Annotated in this window: 10 protein-coding genes and 4 pseudogenes; 9 read left to right on the forward strand and 5 right to left on the reverse strand. The window is 58.8% G+C overall.

Annotated elements, in window-relative coordinates:
• The first annotated feature begins 211 nt into the window (after positions 1-211).
• The 7 genes and pseudogenes from EOA78_RS31245 to EOA78_RS31280 all read left to right on the forward strand — a co-directional run.
• A complete protein-coding gene (locus EOA78_RS31245) occupies positions 212-1,744 on the forward strand; it encodes a M81 family metallopeptidase (RefSeq protein WP_127319121.1) in 1,533 nt (510 codons plus the stop codon).
• A gap of 30 nt (positions 1,745-1,774) precedes the next feature.
• The gene (locus tag EOA78_RS31250; RefSeq protein WP_127319123.1) at positions 1,775-3,370 is read left to right on the forward strand and encodes an ABC transporter substrate-binding protein; all 1,596 of its coding nucleotides are present in this window, start codon (positions 1,775-1,777) and stop codon (positions 3,368-3,370) included.
• A complete protein-coding gene (locus EOA78_RS31255; protein ID WP_127319125.1) occupies positions 3,370-4,311 on the forward strand; it encodes an ABC transporter permease in 942 nt (313 codons plus the stop codon). The genes EOA78_RS31250 and EOA78_RS31255 overlap by 1 nt, the downstream gene beginning before the upstream one ends.
• 1 nt (position 4,312) lies before the next feature.
• Positions 4,313-5,194, forward strand: coding sequence for an ABC transporter permease (locus EOA78_RS31260; RefSeq protein ID WP_127319127.1), 882 nt, complete (start codon positions 4,313-4,315; stop codon positions 5,192-5,194).
• 1 nt (position 5,195) lies between these two features.
• Complete coding sequence (locus EOA78_RS31265; protein WP_127319129.1) at positions 5,196-6,203, forward strand: ABC transporter ATP-binding protein; 1,008 nt, start codon at positions 5,196-5,198, stop codon at positions 6,201-6,203.
• Positions 6,200-7,237, forward strand: a complete 1,038-nt coding sequence (locus tag EOA78_RS31270; RefSeq protein WP_127319131.1) for an oligopeptide/dipeptide ABC transporter ATP-binding protein — start codon at positions 6,200-6,202, stop codon at positions 7,235-7,237. The genes EOA78_RS31265 and EOA78_RS31270 overlap by 4 nt, the downstream gene beginning before the upstream one ends.
• 991 nt (positions 7,238-8,228) lie before the next feature.
• A pseudogene (locus EOA78_RS31280) lies at positions 8,229-8,894 on the forward strand (CoA transferase subunit A); the annotation flags it as partial.
• A 221-nt stretch (positions 8,895-9,115) separates the two neighbouring features.
• Here the strand turns inward: EOA78_RS31280 and istB are convergent.
• The 3 genes and pseudogenes from istB to EOA78_RS37490 form a co-directional block, all read right to left on the reverse strand.
• Positions 9,116-9,837: pseudogene (gene istB / locus EOA78_RS31285) on the reverse strand (IS21-like element helper ATPase IstB); the annotation flags it as partial.
• 16 nt (positions 9,838-9,853) lie between these two features.
• Positions 9,854-10,024 (reverse strand): annotated as a pseudogene (locus EOA78_RS31290) (IS21 family transposase); the annotation flags it as partial.
• 354 nt (positions 10,025-10,378) lie between these two features.
• Positions 10,379-11,011, reverse strand: a complete 633-nt coding sequence (locus EOA78_RS37490; protein ID WP_245477879.1) for a hypothetical protein — start codon at positions 11,009-11,011, stop codon at positions 10,379-10,381.
• Between the two features lie 77 nt (positions 11,012-11,088).
• Here EOA78_RS37490 and EOA78_RS31305 point away from each other — a divergent pair, with 77 nt between their 5' ends.
• Positions 11,089-11,913, forward strand: a complete 825-nt coding sequence (locus EOA78_RS31305; RefSeq protein WP_245477881.1) for a hypothetical protein — start codon at positions 11,089-11,091, stop codon at positions 11,911-11,913.
• 446 nt (positions 11,914-12,359) lie between these two features.
• On the opposite strand, the gene EOA78_RS31310 is transcribed toward EOA78_RS31305, so the two are convergent.
• Positions 12,360-13,022, reverse strand: coding sequence for a GntR family transcriptional regulator (locus EOA78_RS31310; protein ID WP_127319133.1), 663 nt, complete (start codon positions 13,020-13,022; stop codon positions 12,360-12,362).
• Positions 13,023-14,327: 1,305 nt separating this feature from the next.
• Between EOA78_RS31310 and EOA78_RS31315 the strand changes: the two genes are divergently transcribed.
• Positions 14,328-15,236, forward strand: a complete 909-nt coding sequence (locus EOA78_RS31315) for a 3-keto-5-aminohexanoate cleavage protein (RefSeq protein ID WP_127319135.1) — start codon at positions 14,328-14,330, stop codon at positions 15,234-15,236.
• A 318-nt stretch (positions 15,237-15,554) separates the two neighbouring features.
• Here EOA78_RS31315 and EOA78_RS37495 read toward each other — a convergent pair.
• Positions 15,555-15,681, reverse strand: a pseudogene (locus EOA78_RS37495) (LysR family transcriptional regulator); the annotation flags it as partial.

A 15,681-nucleotide genomic window follows, 5' to 3' on the forward strand; every position in this document is an offset into this window, starting at 1 on the left:
TTGTCACCAGGCGCGGCCAGTTTACCGTGTCACTGGCCAATACCGAAGACGAATTCTCGGAGCTGGAGAACGCTTTTGGCATCTTCTTGGACCGGTATGGAGATCTGGCCGATGACTTCGACTGACGGCCCATACAATGAGGATTCAGTATCGGATTCCCGCATTCCAACTAGCTGACTAGGCCACGACCTTACAAAGCAGGATTAATCGAGTGCCAGAAATCTCAAGGCCTTATCGCATTCTTGTTGCCCGTTTCTGCCACGAATCCCACAGGCTGAACCCAAGGCTTACCCACGAGGAGCTCTTCGTGGTGGAACGTGGCCACGACATCTTAAGATCGCCAGCCGGCGTGCTGAAGGGACTGACTGAAGCGCTTGTCGCGGCGGGCGCCAGAATTGAGCCGGTCTTTTCGGCCAACGGGGGAGCCGGCGGCCTTGTCGATCATGATTTCTATGTGCGTATGCGTGAGGAACTTTTGGATGAGGTTCGACGCATCAAGCCTGATGCAATAGGTTTGGACCTTCATGGCGCGATGGGCACGACGGAAACGCCGGATGCTGAGGGCGATCTTCTTCAAGCGCTTCGCCATGTCGTTGGCCCCAACGTGCCGATCGGCATCGGCCTCGACCTTCATGGCCATATCACGCCCCGTATGCTCGACAACACCGATATTTGTATTGCCTGCAAGGAAAACCCTCATTCTGACTTTGTCGAATGTGGTCACAAAGTTGCAGAACTTCTGATCAAGCAACTTGAGGGGCGTCTAAAGCCTGTCACGGTTTCGGCGTGGGTGCCTATGATCCTGCCGGGTGCGGGTGAAACCGCTTCCGGGCCGCTGGCCGAAATCCATGCAAAAGCACGCGAATACGCGGCTCTGCATCCATCGATTAAGGACATTTCGATCTACAACGTGTTCCGCTTTACCGATGATAACGAAATTGGTCAGGTTATCACCATTCTGAGCGATGGCCCCGACGCCGACGCTCCTTCCGTCGCAGTTGACCTCGCGACCCACTTCTGGGTCGAACGCGAACGATTCAAGGACGACCTCCTGACAGTTGACGAGGTGTTTGCTCTTGTCGACAGTTCGCCAGACAAGCGGCCATTCGCGATCGGCGATATGGGCGACCGCACCGCTGCCGGGGCGCCGGGCGATGGTACAATTTTGCTTTCCGCAGCGCTCGATGATTATCCCGGGCTGCGTGGCGCGGTCCCCATCACCGATCCCGTCGCAGCGGCTCGGGCAGTAGAGGCCGGCGTAGGTGCAACTGTTACGCTGTCTGTCGGTGCAGGTTTCACGCCGGGATTCATGCCTCGATTGATCACCGGGCGAGTTGAACATGTGAGCGATGGAAATTTCATTTTGAAGGGTCCGGTCGGCGGAGGCGATCTCTGTGCCATGGGACCAACGGCCGTTCTAAAGGTGGATGACCGCATCCATGTGCTGGTGACCACAAAGCCGGCCGACACGATTGATCCAGCTGCTTTCACAAGCCAGAACGTGGTTATCGAAGATCTTGATTTCATAGTCGTGAAATCAGGCTTCCATTTTGTTCTGAACTTCGCCGGTCTCGCCACCCCAGTGCTCGTGAACACTCCCGGCGTTGGATACTACAGAAAAAATCAGTTCGAATACCAGAAGGCGCGCTTCTGGCCGGAACACGATATTTCCACTCCCGCAATCACTGCCCGTCAGCATTCTGTCGGGCCTCTCCACAAGTATGTTGCAAGCGCTTTGAAATGAGCACCAGAATCAAAAGAGGAGGAACAGAACATGACAATCTCTAGACGTAACTTGATCAAGGCAGGCTTGGCCGCCGGAACGGCATTATCAATGCCATCGATCCTGCGGGCCCAGACGTCACCAGACACTCGGACGGTTCGGATGGTGATGGCTGACCTCACGGTCTTCGATCCGATTCTATCGGGGGTCGACCAAACACGCATGCATGGCTATGCGGTATACGACACGCTGTTCGCCGTCGATTCCAAAGGGGTGCCGCAGCCGCAAATGGTGGAAAAGTGGGGCGTTTCCGACGACAAGAAGACCTACACGTTCCAACTCCGCGAAGGCCTGACCTTCCATGATGGCAGCCCAGTCATCGCGGCGGACTGTGTGGCCTCGATACGACGCTGGGGCCAGGTGGACGCTGGTGGAAAACTGATCATGGCCAGGGCCAAAGACATCTCGAAAGCAGATGACAGGACCTTCACGATCTCCCTCAAGGAGCCACTGGGGACTCTAATTAATATACTTGTGGAGGGACTTTACCTCGCTGTCATGCGTGAGAAAGACGCGAGCCGCCCCGCTACCGAGCAGGTTACCTCGAATATCGGATCCGGGCCGTTCAAGTTCAATGAGGCTTTAGCCAAGCCTGGCGCAAGCTTCACCTACGACCGAAATGCACAATATGTACCCCGGCAGGAACCGCCCGACGGGTTCGCTGGCGGAAAGGTAGTCAAGGTAGATCGAGCGGTCTGGCAAGTTATTCCCGATCAACAGACTGCCTTTGCGGCGCTCCAAGCGGGAGAGGTCGATTTCGTCTGGATGCCACCCGCCGATCTTTTCCCGTTGATTGAAAGTGATCCCAACCTTGAGCTCCAGGTTCTATGTAAGGGAGGCACTATAATGTACTTGCGAATGAATTTTCTGCAGCCGCCCTTCGACAACGTCAAGGCGCGTCAGGCGATGCTTCACTTGGTCGATCAGGAAGCGTTCATGCGCGTCGCGTATCCCGACCCAAGATTCTCCCAAACCGTGACTTCGATATTTGGAAACAATCCCCTCTATTCCAATGACGAGAATACAGGATGGTACAAGAAGGGTGGCGATCCTGAAAGGGCCAAGCAACTTTTCCAGGAAGCCGGATATTCCGGCGAGAAAATTGTCATCCTCCAACCCACAGATTGGCCGGAGTCTAGCAATGCCTCTCAGCTTCTGGCAGACATGCTGCGCAAAATTGGAGTCAATGCTGAGCTTGCGCCGAGTGACTGGGGCGGGGTTGAAAAACGCCGTAAAAGCAAGGGACCGGTTGAGGACGGCGGCTGGAACATTCTCATCTCTGACTACAGCGGATACAATCCGATCAACACTCCCTTCTTGCTCGCGAATGGCGAAGATGCTTTTTATGGCTGGCCGAAGAACGATGAATACGAGGCCCTCCGGGCCAAATGGATAGAGGTCGACACACTCGAGGAGCAGCAGGCACTCGCCCGAGAAATGCAAGGGCTATGGTGGGACTTCGTCGGCGGCGTTCTGTTGGGGCACTCACTCCAGCCGACGGCGCGCCGGAAGTCGCTGTCCGGCCTCCTTGAGGTGCCCGGCTCGTACGGTTTCCCCATGTGGAACATGCAAAAGGTTTCAGCCTAATGGCGACCTACATCCTGCGCAGGATGGTCTCGACCATCGCCGTCATGGCGATGGTTGGGATTTTCGTGTTCCTGCTTCTCAGGCTGGCACCAGGCGATCCGGCGGCCATGATTGCCGGCCGCAACGCGACGGCTGAGGTAATCGCCGGCATACGCGAGCAGCTCGGCCTAACTGATCCTATGCCGGTTCAGTTCATACGTTGGGTGGGGGGCATGCTCCGTGGCGATTTCGGGATCTCAATCTTTTCTGGGCGACCGGTTCTCGAGCTCATCTCGCAGCGACTTGAACCGACCCTATCCCTGTCGATCCTGACAATGATCCTATCCGTGACGGTCGGGGTCTCTTTCGGCATCCTTGCCGCGTGGCAATCTGGCGGTTTCATCGACCGCCTTCTCACAGCCTTTTCGGCACTTGGCTATTCCGTCCCGGTCTTTGTCATCGGCTATTTCCTCATATACTTTTTTGCCATCCGAATGCACTGGCTGCCGGTTCAGGGGTATGTGCCGATCGGCAGTGGCCTTGGGCCCTGGTTTGTGCATCTCATCCTGCCCACCGTAGCATTGGGCCTTGGCTTCATCGCATTCATCGCCCGGGTCACGCGGGCGAGTATGCTAGAAGTTCTGTCGGAAGATTATATGCGAACGGCCGCCGCCAAGGGCGCTTCGTCCTATGCCATGCTTTTCCATCACGCTCTGAAGAATGCCGGCGTGCCGATCCTGACCGTCATCGGCATAAGCTTCGCCTATCTGATCGGCGGCGTCGTTCTCACCGAAACAGTGTTCAACATACCCGGTATCGGTCGTCTGGTCGTGGATGCGATCAACAATCGCGACTATCCCATCATTCAGAGCGTGCTCATCCTGACTTCGGGACTGTACGTCTTTATCAACCTGACGGTCGATCTCGCCTACACGCTGATCGATCCCCGCATCCGGTACTGATATGACGCTCCTCTCAGCACCGGTTAAAGCCGTGCGGATGGGCCGGGTGCAATTGTCCGATCTTCCTCGTCTGGCAAGGCGTCATCCGCTGGTCATTGCAGGCGGCAGCTTGTTGGCGCTCCTGATTATTCTGGCGCTCGCCGCCGCGCTATACGCCGGCGATCCAGTGAACATGGATCCCTTCAAGCGCCTACAGCCGCCTTCCGCCGAGATGTGGTTCGGTAGCGACAATCTGGGCCGGGACGTGTTTGCGCGAACGATCTTCGGCGCCCGCATCTCCCTCCTGGTCGGATTGCTGTCGGCGGCATGCGCGGCCATGGCCGGCCTCTTGATCGGCATCATAGCAGGTTACAGCCGCAGCTTCGACAACGTTATGATGCGGGTCATGGACGGCCTGATGTCGATCCCGACGATTCTGCTGGCCATTGCGCTCATCTCTCTGACAGGACCCGGAATCGGCATCCTCATCATCGCCATTGCGATTCCCGAGACGCCTGCGGTCGCGCGTTTGGTTCGCTCAGTGGTGCTGGGTGTTCGCGAACGTCCCTACGTGGAGGCGGCGGTCTGCGGCGGGGCGCGCCTGCCGAGGGTGCTGTGGCGACATATCCTGCCGAGCACTATTCCGGCGCTCATGGTCCAGGGCGCGACTGTCTGCGCCAGCGCGATCTTGACGGAGGCTGGGCTGAGCTTCCTCGGCGTGGGCGTGCCGCCCGAGATTCCGAGCTGGGGCAACATGATCGCCAGTTCGCGCCTGTATCTCGCCATCGCCCCATTGACGATCTTCGCCCCCGGTATCTGCCTTGCCGTCACGGTCCTTGCCGTCAACCTGCTCGGGGATGGTTTGCGCGACGTGTTCGATCCACGCGCGAAGCCGAGGCCCTGACATGCAGATGCATCAAACCGCAAGCGACGACGTGCTTCTCGACGTCCGAAACCTGGAGACGCACTTTTACGGCGAGCACAGCGTCACCCGTGCGCTCAGCGGAATCAGCTTCGAGGTCAGGAAAGGCGAGACGCTCGGCGTCGTCGGCGAATCCGGATGTGGCAAGAGCGTCACCGCCCTGTCCATCCTTCGCCTGCTGCCGAAGCTGAGCGCCAGGACGGTCGGCGGTGAGGTCCGCTTTCATGGAAGCAATCTCCTTGAGCTGTCCGATCGGGAGATGCGAAAAGTCCGCGGCGACCAGATCGCCATGATCTTCCAGGAGCCGATGACGAGTCTGAACCCCGTCTATACGGTCGGCTGCCAGATCGCCGAGGCAGTACAAATCCACACGAAGGCGTCCCGTTCAGTGGCAATGGCAAAGGCCGAAGAGATGCTTTGTCTCGTCCGCATCGCGGACCCCGAGCGCCGCGTCAACAACTATCCCCACGAAATGTCGGGCGGCATGCGCCAGCGCGCCATGATCGCCATGGCTCTCGCCTGCTCACCAGAATTGTTGATCGCTGACGAGCCGACGACCTCGCTAGACGTTACTATCCAGGCGCAAATCCTACGGCTCATCGTCGATCTGAAAGAGCGCACGGGGACGGCCGTGATGTTCATCACGCATGATCTGGGCGTCGTGGCCGAGACATGCCAACGCGTGATTGTCATGTATGCTGGCCGGATCGTCGAGGAGGCGAACGTGATCGATCTGTTTGCGCGTCCGGCACACCCCTACACACAGGGACTCATGCGATCGGTGCCCGATCCGCGGCGCGGTCGTCAGCGCCGCCTTCCAGAAATTCCCGGGATCGTGCCAAACCTGCGCGAGCCCATCGTCGGGTGCAGCTTTGCGCCTCGCTGCCCGTTCGCTGTCGACATTTGCCGCGATACGACGCCCGCCCTGCGTGACATCGGGTCCAACCACGCCGCGGCTTGCTGGCGCGCCGAAGAGGTGATGGGCGCATGACCGGTCCTTTGCTGAAAGTCGAGAATCTGACCAAGCGTTATCCGCTTGGTGCGGGATTCCTGAAGAAGATAATTCCGGTGATCCGGGCCGTGGAGGATGTTTCCTTCACCGTTGAGGTGGGCGAGACACTCTGTCTCGTCGGGGAATCCGGCTGTGGCAAGTCCACCGTCGCGCGGCTCCTGATGCGGCTCGTCGAACCGACGGCTGGCCGCGTGCTGATCGACGGAACCGACATTGCAAGTCTCAAGAAGGACGCGCTTCACGCGTGGCGCCGTCGGATTCAGATGGTCTTTCAGGATCCTTACTCGTCGCTGAACCCGCGCCTCACCGCCGGACAGATCATCACCGAACCCGTCGAGAATTTTCAGCGCCTCATCCGCAAGCAGCGTCAGGCACTCGCCGCGGACCTTCTCCGAAAGGTCGGAATGTCGCCGGACATGATGCACAGGCTCCCGTCCGAATTGTCGGGCGGTCAGCGCCAGCGGCTCGGCATTGCACGCGCCCTGTCGCTCAATCCCTCCCTCATCATCGCCGACGAAGCGGTGTCAGCCCTTGACGTCTCCGTGCAGGCGCAGATCTTGAATCTGCTTCTGGATCTCCAGCAGCAGATGGGCATCGCCTTTCTCTTCATCTCGCATGACCTCGGCGTAGTGGAGCATATCGCGCATCGCGTTGCCGTCATGTATCTGGGGCGGATCGTGGAGCTCGCCCCGAGCGAGGCGCTCTTTGCGAAACCGGTCCATCCCTACACCGAGGCGCTGATCGCGGCAGCTCCAGTGCCGGATCCGACGCGGGTTCGGCTGGAGGTACCCGTCGAGGGCGAGGTCCCAAGCCCCATCAATCCCCCGAGCGGATGCACGTTTCACCCGCGTTGTCCGCTCGCGGTCGAGCGTTGCCGCATCTTCGTGCCGCCTTTGGTTCCAATGGCCGACGGACGGGCCGTCGCCTGTCATGTACGCGCACCGGCGACAGCGGTCCCGGAAGAGCCGGCTCTGGCAGCCAAATCTGGGCCTGTCGCAAATTCCTGTGCTTAACGGCGTTGATAACGCAACCGCCCGCGGCGACCTTCGCAATCGTTGCTTGGCACGACGGCAAAACTTAATGGCGTTGATGGCCGCGCCCGCAACGGCATCATCCTCGTTGGAGGGGGGTCGAGCATTCAAAGAGCCGGTCCATGGGCCAAATTCCACCGATCTCAGCTGGCCAAGCACGTCTTCTAGGTTCACGCGAGCAATGCCGCAGGCCGCGTCGTCACGACCCGAGCGCTGTGGCGGGAGGATGTTCTGGCATTCTTTCGAATCCTGTCATGCTGCCTCAACGGCTTGGAAGCGCTTGGCTCGGCATCACTGGGCTCGCGAACTGACAAAATTCAGCCATTGCATACAGTATCGTCAGAAGAACGATTCCGCTATTGCAGCAGCCATCTGCGAGGCGATAACGCGCTCTATCACAACTAACCTAGGGCCTTCATAACAAAGCAAGGATGATTTTTCTATTGTAGAATGTGGTATGAGACCACTGGCCGCATGAGCACGTTGTCATCGCCTCCCCGGAGCTGCCTGTGCTGCGGTTCAGCCGACGTTACCCCCAGTTTCTATCCAGTTTTGAGCTCGTTTCCGGCGTTGGATTTGCCCTGATGAGCGGTGGAGCGACGGGCGCTGGCGCCAAGCATTGCGCAGCGCGAGCGACGGTCGCGGATTGAAGGTTTGTGCAATCTCGTTCGGCTGTCCAGCCAAGCGGGATGGTCTGAGAGTGGCCAGATCATAAATCTTCGCCGCTCGGAATAACTTTCGTTGGTCGCGCGCGAGGGCCATTCCGATTAGATTTGGACCGTTTAGGTATTGGATTATTCTCATGTACAATGGGAGCAAAAGTCGTCACCACGTGCACAGCAATGGGCAATATCTGACGGTCTCGCGAGGCTATTCGCACAAAGCAACGCGACCCATACCTGTTCAGCTGGCGCCGTCGTGTAGGGCGACTCGCGTGAACAACGAAGTTCTGACCGATCTTTGGGCGAGCTACATGAACAAACTCTATAGCGACACAGACAAGGCTCTGGAAGGTGTATTGTTGGACGGAATGTTGATTGCGGCGGGCGGATTTGGTCTCTGCGAGATACCGGAGCTATTGATCAGCGCAATCCGGGACGCGGGCGCTAAAGACCTGACAATCGCGTCTAACAATCGTGGCGTCGACGACTTTGGCTCGGCTTGCTGCTGAAGACGAAGCAGATCAAGAAGATGATCTCGTCCTATATCGGCGAGAACGCCGAGTTCATGCGCCAGTACCTAAGCGGTGAGACCCCGGCCGAGCGCAGGCGCGCTGGCGGCGCTGGTTTAGCCGGCTTATACACGAGGACCGGCGTCGGCACGGTGGTCGCCGAGGGCAAGGAGCATAAGATCTTCAATGGGGAGGACTATGTGCTTGAGACCGGCATTGTCGCCGATCGGTCAACCGTGAAGGCTTGGAAGACGGATAGTTCGGGCAACCTTGTCTTTCGCAAGACAGCGCGCAATTTCAGCCCTCCCGGCTGCAACCTGCGGCAAGATTTGCGTCGCCGAGGTCGAGGAGCTCGTGCCGGTCGGCAGCCTCGATCCTGACCAGATCCACCTGCCTGGCATCTATGTGCATCGCTTGGTCCAAGGTGTGCACGAGAAGCGCATTGAACAGCGCACGACGTGCGCGTCCGCCAGTTTCTCTTGTTCGCTAAATCTCGGCTTTCTTCCAACCATTTCCAGTTCCTGCAATCCAGAAACTGTCCCCTATTTATTTGTCTCAGTCGAGGGGTGCACTCCAGCGATTTCGCTAATGTCGGGACAGTTTGGCGGCGAAGGTCCTCGGGTGCCTTGTTGCGTTCCTGGATGATTGATTTCGCCGTTTTCGGTGCCGGTCAAGAGGGGCGCGGCTTTTTGCTTTCGCATGCTGTCGCCCTGGAGCACGATGCGGTGGGCATTGTGCACGATCCTGTCGAGAATGGCATCGGCGATGGTGTGGTCTGCGATCAGGTCATGCCATCTGGCCACCGGACCTGGGCGGTGATCATGGTGGATTTGCGGCGATAGCGTTCCTCGACGAGTTCGAACGGATGGAAGCGCTGCTGGTCGGTGAGGGAGTGGGTTCCGAAGTCGTCGAGGATGAGGAGTTACGCGCGGGTGAGTTTGTCGATGAGACGTGGGAAGCGTCCATCGAGACCGGCGAGCGCCAGATCCTCGAACAGGCGCGGCACGCGCACATAGAGCACGGAATGATCGAGCCGTGCCGCTTGCCGGCCGAAGGCGCAGGCCAGCCACGACTTGCCGGTTCCGGTCTGGCCGGTTACGATCAGGCTCTCATGCGCTTTCAGCCATTCGCCCTGGGCGAGCGCCAAGGTGCTGCGCCGGTCTAGCCCGCGCGGCGCGGCAAAGTCGATGTCCTCGATGCAGGCTTCGGGAAAGCGCAGCCTGGCTGAGGCGAGCCGGTTCCGGACGCGCTTGTCGGCCCGTATCGCGACCTCGCGGTCGAGCATCAGGCCGAGCCACTCGTCACGGCTGAGCTCGTTGGCGTTGTTCCGTTCGGCCAGTTCGCGCCAGGCGGCGGCCATGCCGGCCAGACCGAGGGACTGCATCTGGTCGACGGTAGGGTTCGTCAGCATTCCTTCTTCCTTTCCTTCACTGGTAATAGGTGGAGCCGCGGATGTTAGCGTGCTGCTGGGGTGTCGGCTTTGCCGGTTCTGCAGAGCTGGCTCGGTCGAGACCGGCTTTGAGGATGGCGGTGACGGAGGAGTAGGCGATCGCGTTGATCAGCAGCGCACGCTCGCAGGCGGCATCGAGACGCTCCGTCGTGCCCTGCTTGACGCCGTTGCGAGTGAAGAGTTTGTTCTCGAGCGCATCGTCGGTCAGTTCGCCCGGCAAGGGCCAGGTCAATCCAACCGAGGCTGCGCGCTGCGATTATCCTGCACCGTACCGCGCGCTATTCCCAACGCGACGGCAATCTCGCGGGAGCTCACTTCCGGCAAGCCGCAGCATTTGTCGTAACTGACTCATGGTCAGCCTTCTCTTTGCCGGCATCAAAAATTTCGCGGGGCATTTGATGCCAAAGTTGCTGACCCAGGAGCTAATGTTCAATCCCGAAAACTGGCCGACTTTTGATTGGAATGGTGGCCCGCTTCAAATCGATCGGAATGGCGGCCGGCTTCACGTCGGAATCCGCATCTGCGCGGCAATCCTGCTCTCGATCTCGCCGAGACGCGTAAGCCCCCGTTCCATGGCAACTCCAGTTCCGCCTCGACCAGCCGGTTCTGCGTCGTATTGCCGGAATGCCCGGTCGGCGCTGTAGCGTGCCGCTTCGCGATCGCGCATCAGAGCATCGCGGACCTGATCGCGGCGACTGGCCGCTTGCGCTTCCGCCTCGACGGCCGCGGCTATCGCTCCCCGCTCGACAACCCGCAGAAGAGCTTCCTCGATGACGTCGTCGACCCGTAGTCCACCGAAGGCAATGCAACGCGGCTCGCCATTGTCAAGCCGACCACGCCAGCAGGAATAGCGCGGAATGTTGTGCTTGGTTCCCGTGTAGCGGACCGTCAGCTTGCGGCCGCAGCGCCGGCAGCGCCGGCGCGCCGGACTGAGTTCTGCGGTGGGTCGGTCGGTTCCGGTGCGCACCTTCGGCGGCTGGAACGATCCGCCGCCCGGATATGTCGAGGTCGACTTCGTTGCCCATTCCGGCACCTCTTCGTCCGGCAGCTTTGTGCAAACCATGGTCTTGAACGATATCGCCACAGGGTGGACCGAGTGCGTGCCGGTGCGGACGCGAGAAAGTGGTCTTGTCATCACTGCCCTCAAGCGGGCTAGGTCGTTTGTTCCCCTTTCCGCTTCAAGGCGTGGACTTTGACAATGACAGCGCCTTCATGAATGAACTCGTGGTCTCCTGGTGCAGAAGTCAAGGATTGGAAGTGACGCGTTCCCGTGCTTATCGGAAGGATGATCAGGCATGGGTCGAGCAGAAGAACGGTGCCATCGTTCGTCGCCTGGTCGGCTATGGCAGGTTCGTGGGTGCGGAAGCCACGGCGGCACTTGTTCGTCTCTATGACGCAGTGCGGCTGCACGGCAATCTCTTCCAGCCCTCGTTCAAGCTGCGAGAGAAGACCCGTATCGGCGCGCGTGTGATCAAGCGCTATTATCCGCCAGCGCCGCCGGTCGAGCGTGTATTGGCCCATCCCGAGGTGACGGAGGTCGACAAGGAGCTGTTGCGTGCGATGCTCGCAACGGCGGACCCGGTGATGCTGTTCACCGGCATCCGTGCGGCACAGGAAGATTTGGGAAGACGCGTCGATCGTCGTAGAGTGCAAGCAACGCCACAGGAACCGGTCGTTATCGATCTGCAGCGCTTCACCGCAAATCTGAAGATGGCTTGGCGGCGCGGTGAGGTGCGACCCACCTACACAAGGCCGTATCGGCGGACAAAGCCTTATCCCAAGAGACCGAGCATGCTTGAGCCCTATGAGGCTCAGATTCTGGCATGGTTGGAAGCCGAGCCGACACTCTCGGCAGCCCTCGTGCTGCGGAGGCTGATGAACATCGATCAAACACGGTTCACGACTAAAAGCCTGCGGACGGTGCAAATAGCCGTGAAGCCTGGCGTGAGGAGACGGCCGTTGAAATCATCAATGGCGACTGGAGGGCGATCTCCCCGCTTCTTCACCCCGCCATCGTTAGATAACATTCTTCAGTGAGGCAACAGGGGGGCAGTTTCTCAATTCGCCCGACAACTTCATCAACGAGACGCTCGAGAACCTTGCTGTCGGGCAATACGAAGAGGTAGTCAAGTTGCATTATCTCGCTTCAGGCCATGACCTCCGTCCGGCCCGGAAGGGCAGGTTGGGCCGCGCCAGCGTACACGCCAGCCAGTCCTCTTCCGAGTCGGGCTAACGGAAGAAGCGCTGCACCCGGGCGACAGTGGGAGGCCACGCCCACCGGACCATGGAAATGGCTAGCGATGTGCGCTGATCAGGCCAACAACCACCACAGGCGGCGCCAGCCAGCTATCGATGAACTCATCCTGGCTGGCACCATATCCGCCGCGCTGCTCGCGTTCCTGGACGCAGGTAAATCAAAAGCCGCACTCGATTGTATTTGACATTATCACTCGCCCGCAGAATTGCAAAAGCTTCATCCTAATTTATTCAGGTTTTAAGATTTTCAAGATCTTCAGACGGGCGGTGAGTATATCATTGACTATCGCGGCTTGGACGGCGGCAGTGTTTCTTGCCTTAAGTGCAGAAATCGCGGCCTCGTGAAATCTCTCGCCGTCGTTGTCTTCGAATCCCCGATTTGCGAGAAGGCCCAGCGTGGGGCCGATTGTCACCCAAATATTGTCGATGATCGCCAGAAGCCTGGGCGCTTTTGACTGGGCATACAGCGCGAAGTGGAACTTGGCGTTTGCCGCAATTTTCGCCTTGGAGCCGTGAGACCTCCGATGCATGCAGTAGACCAGATGATGCTGCTCCAACTCGCGGATAAAGGTCGCCGAGGCATTTTCCGCCGCGAGTTCCGCTGCCCATCCTTCAAGGTTGACGCGGATCTTCGTGATTTCCTCCAAATCTGACCGCCCCAGGCTTGGAGCGACAATGGTCTTTGGACCTACCATCGATAGGCTTTCCTCGGACACGAGGCGCGTGATCGCCTCACGGACGGGCGTCACGCTGACCCCCAGTTGAGAGGCTGTGGAGCGATGCGTGATCTTCTCGCCGGGCTTATACACGCCACATCTGAGGCTTTCACGCACCATGCCATATACCCTTTCGGACAGGGTCGTCGTCTGTGGATCGCGCAGATCGTTCATTCGTAGGCGCACCGCCGGCGGCGCGGGTTTGCCGCCATCAACGAGACATGACCAAAAGGCATAATTGTTCGCGCATTCACAGCAATGTCCTCGCCTTGACCGGCTGGTAGCCGCTGGGGATTCTAGGCTTTCCAGTCAGCGCGCGCACCGTCTTGAGGGACAGCATCACAGACTCAGTGCCCGTATGCTGATTGTCGAACACGTGTCGCCTGCATGCGAGTAGCCACTTCCGCAAAGGGTGACAATTACTGCGTGTGACCGACCAAAATTCGTCGGAACTTCGGCGGGGTCGAGGAGGATGAGCACGCTGTCTTTGGAGTCACTCATAGGTAACACCGTTCCTGCTCAACAACGCTCTCGGGCGTGTCAGGTTTCAGTCCCCCGGTAGCACGGGACCCAATGCATGATCGAGCGTGATAGTCGTGTCAATGGTATGATCGAATTCCGCTCTGAAGGCGGAGAAGTTCAACGCGGAGCACGACTGCCACAATGTCCTCACTTCCCGGATGGATCAATGGCTAGGCGAAATTGCACTCTGTTCGCACATCCGCTCGCAGGCAAACGGCTGGACCAAGTGCAGGGGCTGCTCCAGCAATTGCTTGCTTTGATCTGTCACTGGCCCGCCAATTGGCGGTTGGCGGTCTAGCCAAGCCGGTCCTAGGCGCCAGATTGACTAGGGCCATGCCGATGGACGGAGCGTGGTCCCTCAAATCACATTTGGGATGACGGCGGCGGCGATCATGCCAGGCCCCGTGAAGATGAAGGCGCAGGGGCCTAGCCTTCACTAGGTAGGAGAAATGTTCCGCGGTCTTACCGTGGGATCTCCAGCAAACTGGAAGCATATGCGGCGCAGTCGGCTATCGGGGACGATCCGGATCGATCAGGGTAGCGAGTGCATCTCCCGCGAGCGACTCGACGCATCTCGATGAGCGACTGGCAGTCGCGGCTGTTGCGGGGAAGTCGGGACACACGGTTCGTAGCGAAACTGCCCGACCTTGCCGAAACAAACCTCGGCGACCATTTAGTCAAAACCGGCACGTAGGGCGGGACCGGCGGCCAACCGTCTGAGATCCTCATCGATCATCTCGACGCGAGACCATCCGGCGTCGTCAGCCCTTCGCGCATCGCATATTGCAGCGCTTGTGCACGATGTCATGGCTGAGGACGGTCGCACAATGGTGCGGTCTGATCTTCTCATGCAACTCGCCAGCATAACGAGTAGCAGATTGCCATAACTCCACAGCGGTGGCGCTGTCCCAGAATTCGGTCTTACCGTCGTGCGTCAGCAACACAGGGTCTAATCTTATGCCAATAGCGCTATTCGGCAGTCGCAAAATCATAATTACATGCGCCCTAACGGGGGGATCAAAATACAATCGCGATCACCCGAATTTTCCGATTACCCCCAAGGAAATCGCCGACTCGGCCATTGAAGCCGCGCGCGCTGGTGCAGCGATCGTCCATGTTCATGTTCGCGATCCCGCGACCGGCGCCGCCGCTTACGATGTTGATCTATTCAAGGAAGCTTCTGACAGAATTCGCCAGTCCTCAGTCGATGTCATTTTAAACCTCACCTGCGGCGGAAATGCCCGATTTGTGCCCGACCCAGAGGACGAATCGCGCGCCGCGCTTGGCACGACGGTGGCGCCGCCAGAGATTCGATATGCGCACATTGAAGAGTGTCGGCCGGACATTGCGTCTCTCGATGTCACGACATCAAATCAGGGCGATGGCGGGGATGAGTACGTTTACCTAAATACGCCGCGGACGCTTCGGGCGATGGCAAAGCGTTTCAAGGAGCTCGGCGTCAAGCCAGAAATTGAAGTATTTGAGGGTGGTGATATCGGCTTTGCGCATCAATTGATCGCCGAGGGCTTAATCACCGACATCCCGATTTTCCAGTTTGTTCTAGGCGTGAAGTGGAATGCACCCGCGACGCCTGACACAGTTGCCTACATGAAAGGGCTATTGCCAGAGCGGGCTCATTGGGGCGCTCTCGGGACAGGGCGAAATCAGTATCCGATCGCAGCGCAGTCCGTCCTGCTTGGAGGTAACATCCGTGTAGGCCTCGAAGATAATCTATATCTACGACGAGGCGTTTTCGCTACGAACGGACACCTTGTGGAGCGCGCTAGGCAGCTAATCGATATTCTTGGACATGAGCCGGCGACACCCAAGGAAGCGCGAGATATCCTTGGGCTGCCCGTCAAATGAGCGACCGACAAAGTTAGGCCGGAGGCGTACCCTACGCCCCACCAGACCGGTGAAGCACGGGCGCTTTTTCTATTTGTGGCGCCGTCAAAGACATTCTGCTTTCGAGCTCGAATGGATTTCACGAGGTGATCCGCGCTGTGATGCAGGAGTGCTCGAGGCTGCATGCGGGCTTCCCGCTCGGGATCGTGCACGATCGCCGGCTTACGCGAGATACGCAGGTCAGTACCGTCGCGGTGACCGGGTGGTGCAGACTGAGGTCAGGGACACACCCCAAAATTACTAGGTTTGTGGCAAGCTTAACTCGCCTGCGCCAGATTTCTAAACCCGTTCCGGAGCCATGGCTGACCAGTGTCCGCTCTCGATCAATGTCCTGACGACCCTGGGGATCAGGTTGCGGATGGCAGAGACGGCTGGAGAGCGCTCATCTTTCGGGTTAACGGCAAGG

Source organism: Mesorhizobium sp. M5C.F.Cr.IN.023.01.1.1, assembly GCF_003997585.1.
Taxonomy (GTDB): Bacteria; Pseudomonadota; Alphaproteobacteria; order Rhizobiales; family Rhizobiaceae; genus Mesorhizobium; species Mesorhizobium wenxiniae.